Raw genomic sequence first — 12,971 nt, 5'->3', positions numbered from 1 at the left:
GCCCCTTCGCGAGCAGGCTCGCTCCCACATGGGTTTTGTGTCGATCACAGATCCCCTGTGGGAGCGAGCCTGCTCGCGATTGGGGCGGCACATTTTCAGACATTTACACGGTTGACGATCAACAACCGGCAGCTCAGTCTGCCGGTTCTCTTTTTTGTCGCGGGGGTGGTCGATGCCTTTCTTCACGGTTGACGGACAAGCGCTGCACTACATTGATCAAGGCACCGGCCCGGCCGTGTTGCTGGCGGGCAGTTATCTGTGGGACACGGCCATGTGGGCGCCGCAGATCGCTGCGCTGTCGCCGCACTACCGGGTGATTGCGCTGGACCTGTGGGGCCACGGCGAATCCGGGCGCTTGCCGCAAGGCACCACCTCGCTGGATGACATCGCGCGGCAGGTCGAGGCCTTGCTCGACCACCTGCAGATCGAGCAGATAACGCTGGCGGGGCTGTCAGTCGGCGGCATGTGGGGCGTGCGTCTGGCGTTGTCGGCACCGCAGCGGATCAACGGTCTGGTACTGCTCGACACCTACGTCGGCGTCGAGCCTGAGCCAACCCGTCAGTACTATTTCTCGCTGTTCAAGCAAATCGAGGAAAGCGGCGAGATTGCGCCTCAGTTGCTCGACATCGTGGTGCCGATCTTCTTCCGCCCGGGCATCGATCCGCAGTCGGCGCTGTATCAGGACTTCCGCGCCAAACTGGCGGCCTACACCGCGGATCGCCTGCGCGAAAGCATCGTGCCGATGGGGCGTATCACCTTCAGTCGTGATGATCTGTTGCCGCGCCTGGGCGAACTGAATGCCGCGACCACCCTGGTGCTGTGCGGCGATCAGGACAAACCGCGACCGCCGTCGGAGGCACAGGAAATGGCTGAATTGATCGGTTGCCCGTGGGTGCTGGTGCCGGAGGCGGGGCATATTTCCAGCCTGGAGAATCCGCAGTTTGTGAGCGAGGTGTTGTTTACTTTTTTGGCTGAGCGCAACCGCTAAACCGTGTCATCGTTCTTTTCGCGAGCAAGCCCGCTCCCACAGTGACCGCGGTGATCCCTGTGGGAGCGGGCTTGCTCGCGAAGAGGCCCGATCAGGCAATAAAGAAGCCGGACTCACTTTGGCCCGAGAATTTTCGCCAGTTTCTCCGGCGAAGGCGCGCCTTGCTGCTGTTGCAGCTCACCCTTGTCATCCATGTAGAAAATCGCCGGCGTCGCCTGCAGTTCCAGGTCTTCCATCAACTGCATGTTGGCGGCCAGTTTGGTCTGCACCGCTTTTGGAATGTCTTTCAACGGCTTCAGGGTGCTGGCCTTGCCGGCCTTTTCGTGATCTTCCAGGGCCTTGGCCGGATCTTTCGCCGCCAGCAGCGCGGCGGATTTCGCCGGGCTGTCTTCGCGGATGATCCCGACCATGATGTGCCGCAGCTGCACCTTGCCGGCCTTGACCCATGGTCGCGCCTGTTCCCAGAACATGTTGCAGTACGGACAGTTGGGATCGCTGAACAGGTACACGGTGCGCGGCGCGTCCTTGTTGCCGTCCTGAATCCAGTTGCTGGCTTCGAACTTGCCCCAGATTTCCTTGGCCATCGGCGCATAGACCAGTTTCTGCAACGGCTCGCTGCTCAGATCCTTGCCGTCGGCGTCGTACAGGTTGCCGAGCAACACGTGTTTCCCGTCCGGCGTCAGGTACAGCGCCATGCCACGGTTCTGGTACTGCGCCGCATAACCGCGCAAGCCGTCCGGGGCGTCGAACTGGCCGACGATTTTTGCGCCCTTGGCCTCGATCTGCTTGATCGCGGCGGGCAATTCTTCGGCGGCCTGCACCGACGGCAGGTGCAGCAGGGCAGTGCCCAGAGTCAGCGTCAGCAGGTGGCGGAGGCGGGGCATGGCAGTTTCCTTGCAGAGGTGGCCGGTGCGGCGGTTGGATTCGGGATGTCGAAATTTTCCAGGGCGCGGGCCAGGCTGGCGTTCGACAGTTCGCCCAGATGACTGCTCAGCAAGCGACCGTCAGGGCTATAGAACAGCGTAGTCGGCAACGCCATGGAGCCCACGGCCTGACCCAGTCGACCGCTGCGGTCGAACAGCACGTTGTTCAGGCTCAGGCCCTGGGTTTCGAGGAAGGTGGCAACGCTTTGCATGCTTTCGGCCTGATTGACGAACAGAAAGGTCAGGTCCGGGCGTTGTTGTTGAGCGTTTTCCAGCACCGGCATCTCGCGCCGGCAGGGCGGGCACCAGGTTGCCCAGAGGTTGATCACCAATGGTCCGCCCTGATAGTCGCTGAGCTGGATGGTCTCCCCGGCGGCGTTGCGCAGGGTGATTTCCGGCAGGCGCGTGCCTTGTTCGTAGATGTTCAGTGACAGGGTCGCCAACAACCAGAACAGCACGCCGCTGGCCACGCCAAAACCCAATGGCCGACGCAGGCCCGGGCGGCGCCAGCCGCGATAGAGAGCGGTGAGCAGCAGCACGATCACCCCCGGCCAGGCGAGGAATCCACCATCGCGCAGGTCGATGATCTGCCACGGATCGTTGCGATAGTGGCCCCAATACAGGGCGACAAACGCCACGCGCGCCGCGAGCATGCCCAGCAGAAACAGGCTGAACAGCGCCGACTCGGGGTTATCGCCGCCACGCTTGGCCACCCGCCAGCCGACAAAGGTCGCCAGCGCCAGGGCACTGATCAGCAGCAGGTGGTTAAGCGCGATGGCAAAGGTGCCGAGGGTGAACGTCAGCATTTAATTGGCGTCTCGGGTGGTGGTCCAGCGTTGCAGGAACGTCTCGGCATCCACCTCACCGGTGATGCGCTGGCTGCGTCGTTCTTCGCCGTCGGTGCCGATCCAGACAAAACTTGGTGGCCCCGGGACTTTGTAGCGGCCGAGCAGCTCGCGGCTGGCGGCATTATCGGCAGTGACGTCGAGGCGCAGCAGGCGCACATCGCTGAGTGCCTGCATGACCTTGTCCTTGCCGAACACCTGTTTTTCCATGACTTTGCACGACACGCACCAGTCGGCGTAGTAATCGAGCAGCACCCACTGGCCTTGAGCCTTGGCGCTATCCAGTTCGCGCTGCAGGGCGGCCGGATCCTTGATCGTGGTGAACGCGTCATGCCCGCTCGGCGTGGTGCTAGCGACTCGGCCGGCGCTGTACACCTGCAGCGGTTGATACGGGTCGTCACTGCCACCGGCGGCACCGATCAGCAACAGGCTGCCCCACAGACCGAGCAGCAACGAACTGGCGCCGAACACTTGGGCGACCCGGCCGAAGCCGTCCGATTGCTTCCAGGCACAGAACGCCGCGATCAGCAGCAGCGCGCCACACAGGCCCAGCCACAGTGACGAGTCCAGCACCGGGCGCAACATCAGCAACGCGGTCGCGAGGAACAGGAAACCAAAGATGCCCTTGAGCAGGTTCATCCACGCGCCAGGCTTTGGCAGGAAGCGATTGCCGACGGTCACCAACAGCAATAGCGGCACCCCGATACCGATGCCCAGCGCAAACAGAATCAAGCCACCGTGCAGCGCATTGCCGCTCTGCGCGATGTACAGCAAAGCGCCGGCCAGTGGTGCGGTCATGCACGGACCGACCAGCAGACCGGACAACGCGCCGAGCACCCCGGCGCCAATCAGGCTGCCGCCGCTGCGACTGCGCGAAGCGTGTTCGAGGCGGTCACGCAGGGCCACCGGCAATTGCAATTCGAAGAAGCCAAACATCGGTAGCGCCAGCACCACGAACACTGCTGCAAATGCACCGAGCAGCCATGGATTTTGCAGCCACGCCTGCAGGTTGGCGCCGAGCAGCGCAGCGATCACCCCCATCGCTGCATACACCAGCGCCATGCAGATCACATAGCTGCTGGCCAGGGCGAAACCACGGCGTGGGGTTGCACCGCTGCCGACAATCATGCCCGCCAAAATCGGCAGCATCGGCAACGAACACGGGGTAAACGCCAGCAACAGACCGAGGCCGAAGAACACCAGCAGGCTCCAGCCCAGCGCCCGTTGTTGCAGGCTGCTGGCCAGGGCCTGATCCGGTGCTTCAGTGCTGGTCGTTGGCGTCGCTTCGCCACCCAGATCGATGACCCGGGTCTGCGGCGGATAACACAGGCCGGCATCGGCGCAGCCCTGGTAACTGACCTTGATCTGACCGCTGGCCGAGGCCGGGACTTTCACCTCCAGCCCTTGGCGATACACCGGTTGTTCACCGAAGAACTCGTCACTGTGCGACTCGCCCTCGGGCAGCACAGGCTGCTGCTCGGCCGTCAAACCGTCGAATTTCAGGCGTTTCTGGTACAGGTAATAGCCGTCGGTGATTTGCCAGAACAGCTGGGTTTCCCCGGACTCAAGGCGTTCGGAGGTGAGCACGAAGGCTTTGTCGACCGGCAGAAACTCCGGTTTGGTCTCGAATGGGTTGTTTCCCGCCTGGGCCAGGCCGGAGATCAGCAGTACAAACAAAAGAAAAAAATGACGCATGGAGGAGCCTTGTCCCTGTGCAAGTGTGGGCACAATGGTGGATGGCGATTAACCGATGATTAACCGTCACGCCCTTGTCGCTGTGGCGTTGGGCGCCATAATGTCAGCTTAATCGGCCAACGGCCTAATCGGCTTTTTTCTACGGGACGGATCATGCACGTACTGGTTTGCGAAGACGATGAACTGATCGCCAGCGGTATCGTTGCCGGTCTCACGGCGCAGGGCCTGACGGTCGAGCACGTCAACACCGCCTCGAAAGCGCGAGCGATGCTCAAAGTTGCCGAATTCGACGTGATGGTGCTCGATCTCGGCCTGCCCGACGAAGATGGCCTCAAGTTGCTGCAACAACTACGTCAGCAGGGCCTGGAAATTCCGGTGCTGATCCTGACCGCACGCGACTCGGTGACCGACCGGGTCGATGGCTTGCAGGCCGGGGCTGACGATTACCTGCTCAAACCCTTCGATCTGCGTGAATTGTTCGCGCGCCTGCAAACCCTGCTGCGCCGGGTCGCCGGGCGCAGCGTCAACCTGATCGAACACGGCGCACTGACCTACGATCCAAGCAGCCGCGAAACCACGTTGGCCGGGCAACCGGTGGACTTGTCGCGCCGCGAGCAATCGCTGTTGCAGGCGCTGCTGCACAACCGTGGCCGAGTGCTGTCCACCGAGCAGTTGAAGGACAGCGTGTACGGTTTCAATGACGAGTTGGAGAGCAACGCCCTCAACGTGCACATCCATCACCTGCGCAGCAAACTCGGCAAGGGTATCGTCGAAACCGTGCGCGGTCTGGGCTATCGCCTCGGGCCGGCCGATGGTGGAGAACAACAGAAGTGATGAGTCTGCGTCTGCGCCTGAGTCTGACCCTCGGCGCCGCGTTCGCCCTGATCTGGGCGCTGGCTGCGGCCTGGATGCTCAGCGACTTGCGCAATCAAATGATGTTTTCCCTCGACCAGCGGCTGGTAGCCTCGGCGCGCATGGTCGCCGGGCTGCTGGAGCAACTGCCGGCGCTGCCGAGCAAGGGCGAGGGCACCCATTTCAGTGCCGAACAATTGAACATTCCCGGCGGCATGGCCTGTCAGGTCAGTTCGTTGCGCGGGGAAATTCTGGCCCGTAGTCACAGCAGTCCCGAGCAAACCCTGGAAGCGGAAAAAATGGGCTTCCACGATCAGATGATCGATGGCGCGCCGTGGCGCAGTTTCACTCTCGCGCGGGGGGACGTGCGGATCACCACGGCCGATCGGCAGATCGAACGCGAAGCGCTGAACATGTCGATCCTGCTGGCGGCCTCGGTGCCGGTGGGCGTGGCGTTGCTCGGTTGCCTGTGCCTGTTGTGGCTGGGCATCGGCCAGGGGCTGGCGCCGCTCAATCGGCTGCGCGAAGCACTGATGCGACGTAATGCCGACTCGCTTGAGCCGCTGCAATTGCAATCATTTCCCAGCGAACTGAAACCGTTGCTCGATACGCAGAACCAGCTGTTCCAGCGCATCGGCAAGACCATCGAGCGTGAACGCCGCCTGACCGGTGATGCCGCCCACGAACTGCGCAGCCCGTTGACGGCGATCAAGACCCACCTGCAAGTGGCACGCATGACCGAAGGCAGTGCCCGTGATCAGTCGCTGGCCCGGGCCGAGGAGGGCGCCGACCGCATGCACCGCACCCTGGAGCAACTGCTGTTGCTGGCGCGGGTCGAGGGCAGTCTGTCGTTCGATGACGGCGTGCAGTGCAGCGCCGAACAGGTGGCGAAACTTGCGATGCAGGATGCGGCCGGCGGCGAGCGTCAGCGCATCAAGCTGCAATTGCCCAGGCAGCTCTCCAGTGCGCCCGTGCAAATGCCGGCGGTGCTGTCGATTGCCGCGTTGCGCAATCTGCTCGACAACGCCCTGCGCCATACCCCGGCGGATGCTGAGGTGGAGCTGAGCCTGGAAACGGTCGGCCAGCGCGCCCGTTTTGTGGTGCGCGACCACGGCCCGGGGATTGCGGCGGAAGATCTGCAGCACCTGACCCAACGCTTCTGGCGCAACGGCCAGAGCACCGGCTGCGGACTGGGCCTGGCCATCGTGCAAGCCATCGTCCAGCGCTGCGCCTGCACCCTGCATTTCGACAGCCGGCCGGATGGCTTGCGCGTCGAGTTGACCATGCCGCTGCAACCTGTCTGAACCAGCAAAAATCCCCTGTGGGAGCGGGCTTGCTCGCGAAGGCGTCCGGTCAGTCGACAGGTTGCTGACTGGCACGCCGCCTTCGCGAGCAAGCCCGCTCCCACATTAGGGGATTTGTGGTGTGGCACATCAAATGTAACGTCTCTGCGTTGGTGATTCGCCAGCCTCGGCGTTAAGGTCGGGGCTGCTCTGACTCAATGGATTGAGGGAACGCGCCATGGAAGCATCGATCTGCATCTGCCCGGCGAAACCTGCCGACGCCGGCATCATCAGTCGCATCATCGAGCGATCGATTCGCGTCGGTTGTGCGCTCGAACACCGCAACGATCCGCAACTGGTCAGCCGCTGGATCGGCCGACAATCTGCCGACGTCATCAGCGCGCACCTTGCCGACGCGCATTGCTACCTGAATATCGCCTTGTTGCAGGACAAACCGGTGGGTGTCGGCATGGCCACGGCCAGCGGTGAGATAGGCTTTTGTCATGTGCAGCCGGAATGGTTTCGCCGTGGCGCAGGGCGCGCCCTGATGGCCGACCTTGAAGGCTGGCTGCGGATTCGGGGTGTGCCGCAGGCGCGCATCGCCAGCACCCGTAGCGGCGCGGCTTTTTATCGGCATCTGGGCTACTGCGATGCAGTGCCACGCGCCAGCGATCAGGGCTTGCACCGCGTTACGCTGCACAAGCTGTTGCCATTGCCTGGCTGACATCTCGATCAAGGGTCTAAATCCTCGCCCCGCTTAAGCGTTTCCAGAACAGGAAAACCTGCATGTGCGCCCCGCGACCGGAACGCGCACCTGTGCGGTGTGCTGTTTTGGTCACTATCCATAGCGTATTGAGGGGTCGAGAGATGTCAGTCGCCACCAGCCTTATCGAAGAGTCGTCGGCCCGGATCAGCTCCGCGCCGGTGGAAACCCTGTATCAGTTCAACGAATCACCACTGCTGGCCCGGCAGAGCCAGCAGGAATCCAATGCCCGCAGTTATCCGCGACGCATTCCGCTGGCCCTCAAGCGCGCCAAGGGCCTGTACGTCGAAGATGTCGAAGGTCGCACCTTCATCGATTGCCTGGCCGGTGCCGGGACTCTGGCGTTGGGGCACAACCATCCGGTGGTGATCGAGGCGATCCAGCAAGTGCTGGCCGATGAGCTGCCGCTGCACACCCTCGACCTGACCACGCCAGTGAAGGATCAGTTCGTCCAGGACCTGTTCGGTTTACTCCCGCCAGCACTGGCGGCCGAAGCGAAAATCCAGTTCTGCGGCCCGACCGGTACCGATGCGGTGGAAGCCGCGTTGAAACTGGTGCGCACCGCCACCGGGCGCAGCACCGTGCTGTCGTTCTCCGGCGGTTATCACGGCATGAGCCAGGGCGCCTTGAGTCTGATGGGCAGCCTGGGGCCGAAAAAGCCGCTGGGCGCCTTGCTCAGCAACGGTGTGCAATTCATGCCGTTCCCTTACGACTACCGTTGCCCATTCGGTCTCGGCGGCGCGGCCGGGGTCAAAGCCAACCTGAGTTACCTGGAAAACCTGCTTAATGATCCTGAGGCCGGCGTGCAGTTGCCGGCAGCGGTGATTGTCGAAGCGGTGCAGGGCGAGGGCGGGGTGATCCCGGCCGATATCGAGTGGCTGCGCGGCTTGCGTCGGATCACCGAAAAGGCCGGGGTGGCGCTGATCGTCGACGAGATCCAGAGCGGTTTCGCGCGTACCGGCAAGATGTTTGCCTTCGAACACGCCGATATCGTCCCGGACGTGGTGGTGTTGTCCAAGGCTATCGGCGGCAGCCTGCCGCTGGCGGTGGTGGTCTATCGCGACTGGCTCGACACCTGGCAACCGGGTGCCCACGCCGGCACCTTCCGTGGCAATCAGATGGCGATGGCTGCCGGTTCCGCGGTGATGCGTTATCTGCTTGAGCACAAGGTCTGCGAACACGCTGCGGCGATGGGCGAACGCCTGAGCGAACACCTGCGCATCCTGCAACGCGACTTCCCGCAACTGGGCGACATTCGTGGTCGTGGCTTGATGCTCGGCGTCGAACTGGTTGACCCCAACGGCGCGCCGGATGCGCTCGGTCACCCACCCGCGTTCGCGCGTCTGGCACCGCTGGTGCAGCGTGAATGCCTCAAGCGCGGACTGATTCTCGAACTGGGCGGCCGGCATGGTGCGGTGGTGCGCTTCCTGCCGCCGCTGGTGATCACCGCTGCCGAAATCGACCGCGTCGCCGAGATCTTCGGCCGGGCCTTGGCCGCTGCCACCGCCGCTGTGTAAATTTTTCGCAGCGCCGAACGTTCTTTCTACATACCCGGCTGCACCCCAGGTGCAGCCCACCCTTACAACGATGGAGAACCAGCATGACGTCAGTATTCGACCGCGAGGACATCCTCTTTCAGGTCGTGGTCAACCACGAAGAGCAATACTCGATCTGGCCGGATTACAAAGCCGTGCCGGAAGGCTGGCGCACCGTAGGCAAGAGCGGCCTGAAGAAGGAATGCCTGGCCTACATCGAAGAAGTCTGGACCGACATGCGTCCGCTGAGCCTGCGCCAGAAGATGGAAGGGCAAACGGCTGCTCAGTAATCCGACAGACAAAACAAACCCGCTGGACTGGTGACAGGCAGCGGGTTTTTTCATGGCTGGCAATGGTGTTGTTCTGGCGGGCCTCTTCGCGAGCAAGCCCGCTCCCACATTGGATCTGTGGTGCACACAACTCCCCTGTGGGAGCGGGCTTGCTCGCGAAGAACGATAACGCGGTGTTACTGAAACTACGCTCCGCTCAAGCCCTTGAGCAACAAATCCACATTCCCCTCCAGCTCCGCCACCGGGTCCGCCGCATCGGTGCTCAACACCAGCAGTCGACTCCCCGACTCGGCAATCGCCGCTTTCACCGCTTCCGACGGCTGACGATGATGCAGCACCAGCGCCACGTCGTTGTCCTTCAGCGTCGCCGTGAGCTTCTTCAGATCTTCGGCTGTCCACTCGGCATCTGCTCGCGCGTCCTGGCCGATCAGCTCCAGATTCAGGCTGCCGATCAGGTAACCGAAGTGATCGCTGAGGCTCATCACGCTCAGGTTTTCAGCCTCGGCCAGGCGCGCTTCGCTGTCGGCACTGAGCTTGAGCAGGCGCTGTTTCAGCGCCGCCAGATTGGCCTCGATCTTCGGTTTGGCCGACGGCGCCAGACGCACCAGGTCTGCCGCGATCACATCAGCCATGCGCCCCATGTTGTTGCTCGCCAGCCATGGCTGACTGTTCAAGCCATCGACCTTCAGCCCCGGTTGCACGGCGATCCCCGGCAGGGCGCCATCCACCGGGCGCGCCGCGTCGACTTCGACAATGCGAATGTTGCTGCGCCGCGCGATCGGGTACAGCGGATCATCGGCCCACAGCGAGCGCACGCCGATCACCGCGTCGGCATTGCTCGCCAGTTTGCCCAGCGCCGGAGCGCCGCGACCGGTGAAGTATGCGGTCTGACGGCTGCCCGGCAGATTCGCCGGGGCCGCGCGTTCCAGGCTGACGTCGGTGCCTTTGAGCAGCACTTCGCCGAGGCCGTAGGTGATGGGCAACGAGGCCAGTACGCGCAGCGATTGAGGGTTTTCAGCCGCCAGCAACGGGCTGCCGACCACGCCGCACAGGGCCATGGCCAGGGTCAGTTTTCGCAGTGAGAAGATCATTTATCCAAGGTTCCCTTTCAGACTCGGGACAACCCCGCGCGCAATGGCGGCGAGGGCGAAGGCGATGCCGGCGACCAGGATGATCGCGGCGCCGGACGGGATTGGCAGATCGAAGACGATCGGCGCGAGAATCCCGCACAGCGTGCTGACGGTAGCAATCAGCACCGAGCACCAGAAGAAGCCCTTGAGCGACTGGCTGAGCAAACGCGCGGCCGCCGCCGGAATCACCAGCAACGCGCCGACCAGAATCGCGCCGATGACCTTCACCGCCGCGACGGTGATCAGCGTCACTAGAATCACGAACAGGTAATCCAGAGTCTTCACCGCGACGCCGCGCACCGCCGCCAGTTGCGGGTTGAAACTGGCGAGCATGATCCGGTTGTACAAAGGCAGTGCCAGGGCCATGACCAGCGAACCGACGATGGCCAGCACCAGCAGGTCGTTGCCATTGACGGTGAGCACCGAACCGAACAGCACGTTCTCCAGAATGTGCACGTTGATCTTGCCCGCCAGAATCAACAGCAGGCTCGCGCCAAGCGCCAGCGACACCGAGAGAAACACGCCGATCAGGGTGTCGGGCGCCAGGCCGGTGCGGTTGCGCAGGTAGTTGAGCAGGATGCCGAACAACAGGCAGTAACCGAACAGGCTGCCGTACGGCCCGGTGTAGGGTTCGCCGAGCAGAATGCCGATGGCCACGCCGGTCAGCGCCGCGTGCCCGACCGCTTCGGAGAAAAACGCAAAGCGCTTGACCACCACCAGCGTGCCGAGGCCACCGAGCACCGGACCGATCAACAGGCCGGCGAGCAATGCGTTGACCACAAAGCCGTAGGCCAGCGCTTCCGGCAGGTACCCGGACGACGCCCAGCCCTGAACCATCAAACGAAAGGCTTCGTAACTCATCAGACCGCGCTCCGTGGATGGGTGGAAAACAGACTCAGCAGACGTTCCGGGGTCAGTGCCTGTTGCGGCGTGGCGTCGAATAGCACGCGGCGGTTGAGACCGGTGACCCGGTCGGCCAGACGCTTGACCGCTTCCAGATCGTGCTCGATCCACAGCACGGTGATGCCAGCGGCGCGCCAGTCGCCGAGCAGGCGTTCGAACACCTGGATCCCGGCTTCGTCGAGGGCCGACATCGGCTCATCCAGCACCAGCAATTGCGGAGCCGGGATCAAGCCTTGAGCGAGCAACACGCGCTGCCGTTCGCCACCGGACAACGCGCCCATGCGCCGCTTCCGCTTGTCCTGCATGCCGACCCGTTCCAGCGCCTCGCCGATGGCCTTGGCGTAATGCTTGCTCAGGCCGAGAAACGCCGGGCGGCGCTGGCACATGGCGGCCATGAAATCGTCGACGGTCATCGGCAGGCCACGATCGAACTCCAACGCCTGCGGCACGTAGCCGATGGTGCCGGGTTGGCCGGGCCAGTGCAGGCTCAGTTGACCCTGATGCGGCATTTGCCCGAGCAAGGTCTTGATCAGCGAACTCTTGCCACCGCCGTTGGGGCCGACCAGGGCGTGGACGTGACCGGGCTGAACCTGGAAGGTCACGTTGTCGAGGATTGTCGTGCGACCGAGCGTCAGGCTGACCTCCGCAAAATCCAGAGTCGGCCCGCTTACCCTCTGTAGGAGTGAGCCTGCTCGCGATAGCGGTGTGTCATTCAACGATGTGGTTGACTGGCCGGACGCTTTCGCGAGCAGGCTCACTCCTACAGGGGAGGTGGAGTCATCTGAGAGGGATTCTTTTGCTGTCATGCCCCGGACTCCTGAATCGCCCGCACCACGGTGTCGAGGTTGCCGGTCATTTCCTTTTCGTACTTGTCGGCGCTGTATTCGCCATAGGAAATGTGCGACAGCGGGTACAGCTTCACCCCGGACTCACGCTGGATGGTTTCGACGTAGGTCGAGGGAAAATCCATCTCCGAGAAGATCACCTTCACGTCGAGTTCGCGCAGTTGGTCGATGGTCTTTTTCAACTGGCTTGGGCTCGGTTCGATGCCGTGGGCCGGTTCGACCACGGCCGTCACTTCCAGGCCGAATTCGCGCAGCAGATAGTCGTAGGCCGCATGCACCGTGGCCACACGCAGTTCGGCGTTCGCTGCCTGAGTCAGTTTGGCCAGCGCATCGGCGCGCATCTGCCGCAGGCGTTTGCCGTAGGCGCGGGCGTTCTGGGTGTAGGTCCTGGCGTTGTCCGGGTCGAGTTTGCCCAGCTCGCGGGCGATGTTGTTGACCTGGGCAATCGAGGCGCTGATCGACAGGAAGGTGTGCGGGTTGACCACTTTGCCGGCGCCGCGCGCAGCGGTACCGGTGGCCGCCAGCAGCGGCACGTTTTCGTTGGCTTCGATGGTCTTGATGTTCGGCGTTTCGCTGGCGGCGATCATGCGGTCGGCGAAGTCGTCATGACCGACCCCGTTGAGCACGATCACATCCAGACCGCTGATGCGTTTGATGTCTTCAGCGCGTGGCTCGTAGGCGTGCGGGTTGAAGCCGGCGGGAATCAGCGGCACCACCTCGGCCTTGTCGCCGACGATATTCGCCACATAGCTGTAATACGGGTGCAGGGTGATGCCGATGCGCAGGCGTTTGCCCGGATCGGCGCTGGCCAGCGGGCTCAGCAGGCACGCGCACAGGCCTAACAGCAGGGTGCGCAGGAGGGGACGGCGAGTCAGGGAAATAAGCATGGGCAAGCGGTCTTCTCTCGGGTGAAGGCGAA

At 63.0% G+C, this 12,971-nt stretch carries 13 protein-coding genes; 6 read left to right on the top strand and 7 right to left on the bottom strand.

Annotation, left to right across the window (positions count from 1 at the left end):
- Window positions 1-172: 172 nt before the first annotated feature.
- On the top strand, window positions 173-988 hold the full coding sequence (locus tag ACOYXG_RS18195) for an alpha/beta fold hydrolase (protein ID WP_027613400.1): 816 nt from the start codon (window positions 173-175) through the stop codon (window positions 986-988).
- A 113-nt stretch (window positions 989-1,101) separates the two neighbouring features.
- Here the strand turns inward: ACOYXG_RS18195 and dsbG are convergent, their stop codons facing one another.
- The 3 genes from dsbG to dsbD are packed head-to-tail and all read right to left on the bottom strand — an operon-like array spanning window position 1,102 to window position 4,451.
- Complete coding sequence (gene dsbG, locus ACOYXG_RS18190; RefSeq protein ID WP_027613399.1) at window positions 1,102-1,872, bottom strand: thiol:disulfide interchange protein DsbG; 771 nt, start codon at window positions 1,870-1,872, stop codon at window positions 1,102-1,104.
- Window positions 1,848-2,717 (bottom strand): TlpA disulfide reductase family protein, encoded by an 870-nt coding sequence (locus ACOYXG_RS18185; RefSeq protein WP_027613398.1) that lies wholly within the window; start codon window positions 2,715-2,717, stop codon window positions 1,848-1,850. The genes dsbG and ACOYXG_RS18185 overlap by 25 nt, the downstream gene beginning before the upstream one ends.
- A complete protein-coding gene (dsbD, locus tag ACOYXG_RS18180; RefSeq protein WP_460353224.1) occupies window positions 2,718-4,451 on the bottom strand; it encodes a protein-disulfide reductase DsbD in 1,734 nt (577 codons plus the stop codon).
- Between the two features lie 153 nt (window positions 4,452-4,604).
- On the opposite strand from dsbD, the gene ACOYXG_RS18175 reads away from it, so the two are divergent.
- The 5 genes from ACOYXG_RS18175 (at window position 4,605) to ACOYXG_RS18155 (ending at window position 9,174) form a co-directional block, all read left to right on the top strand.
- Window positions 4,605-5,285: a response regulator gene (locus ACOYXG_RS18175; protein WP_007969056.1), complete on the top strand. Its 681-nt coding sequence runs from the start codon at window positions 4,605-4,607 to the stop codon at window positions 5,283-5,285.
- Entirely contained in the window at window positions 5,285-6,607 is a 1,323-nt protein-coding gene (locus tag ACOYXG_RS18170) for an ATP-binding protein (protein ID WP_097088264.1), read from the top strand. The genes ACOYXG_RS18175 and ACOYXG_RS18170 overlap by 1 nt, the downstream gene beginning before the upstream one ends.
- Window positions 6,608-6,824: 217 nt before the next feature.
- Window positions 6,825-7,310 carry a GNAT family N-acetyltransferase gene (locus ACOYXG_RS18165; RefSeq protein ID WP_460353220.1) on the top strand — a complete coding sequence of 162 codons (486 nt, stop codon included), beginning with the start codon at window positions 6,825-6,827 and terminating at the stop codon, window positions 7,308-7,310.
- Window positions 7,311-7,453: 143 nt separating this feature from the next.
- Entirely contained in the window at window positions 7,454-8,866 is a 1,413-nt protein-coding gene (locus ACOYXG_RS18160; protein WP_103368485.1) for an aspartate aminotransferase family protein, read from the top strand.
- A gap of 83 nt (window positions 8,867-8,949) precedes the next feature.
- The gene (locus ACOYXG_RS18155) at window positions 8,950-9,174 is read left to right on the top strand and encodes an MbtH family protein (protein WP_183785470.1); all 225 of its coding nucleotides are present in this window, start codon (window positions 8,950-8,952) and stop codon (window positions 9,172-9,174) included.
- 185 nt (window positions 9,175-9,359) lie between these two features.
- On the opposite strand, the gene ACOYXG_RS18150 is transcribed toward ACOYXG_RS18155, so the two are convergent.
- The 4 genes from ACOYXG_RS18150 to ACOYXG_RS18135 are packed head-to-tail and all read right to left on the bottom strand — an operon-like array spanning window position 9,360 to window position 12,939.
- A complete protein-coding gene (locus ACOYXG_RS18150; protein ID WP_460353217.1) occupies window positions 9,360-10,265 on the bottom strand; it encodes a metal ABC transporter substrate-binding protein in 906 nt (301 codons plus the stop codon).
- Window positions 10,266-11,165: a metal ABC transporter permease gene (locus tag ACOYXG_RS18145; protein WP_003226663.1), complete on the bottom strand. Its 900-nt coding sequence runs from the start codon at window positions 11,163-11,165 to the stop codon at window positions 10,266-10,268. It abuts the gene before it with no gap.
- The gene (locus tag ACOYXG_RS18140; RefSeq protein WP_460353214.1) at window positions 11,165-12,013 is read right to left on the bottom strand and encodes a metal ABC transporter ATP-binding protein; all 849 of its coding nucleotides are present in this window, start codon (window positions 12,011-12,013) and stop codon (window positions 11,165-11,167) included. The genes ACOYXG_RS18145 and ACOYXG_RS18140 overlap by 1 nt, the downstream gene beginning before the upstream one ends.
- Window positions 12,010-12,939: a metal ABC transporter substrate-binding protein gene (locus tag ACOYXG_RS18135; protein ID WP_027613391.1), complete on the bottom strand. Its 930-nt coding sequence runs from the start codon at window positions 12,937-12,939 to the stop codon at window positions 12,010-12,012. The genes ACOYXG_RS18140 and ACOYXG_RS18135 overlap by 4 nt, the downstream gene beginning before the upstream one ends.
- Between the last annotated feature and the right edge of the window lie 32 nt (window positions 12,940-12,971).

This window comes from Pseudomonas sp. G3-39, assembly GCF_054790485.1.
This window is presented reverse-complemented; position numbering and strand designations above follow the sequence as displayed.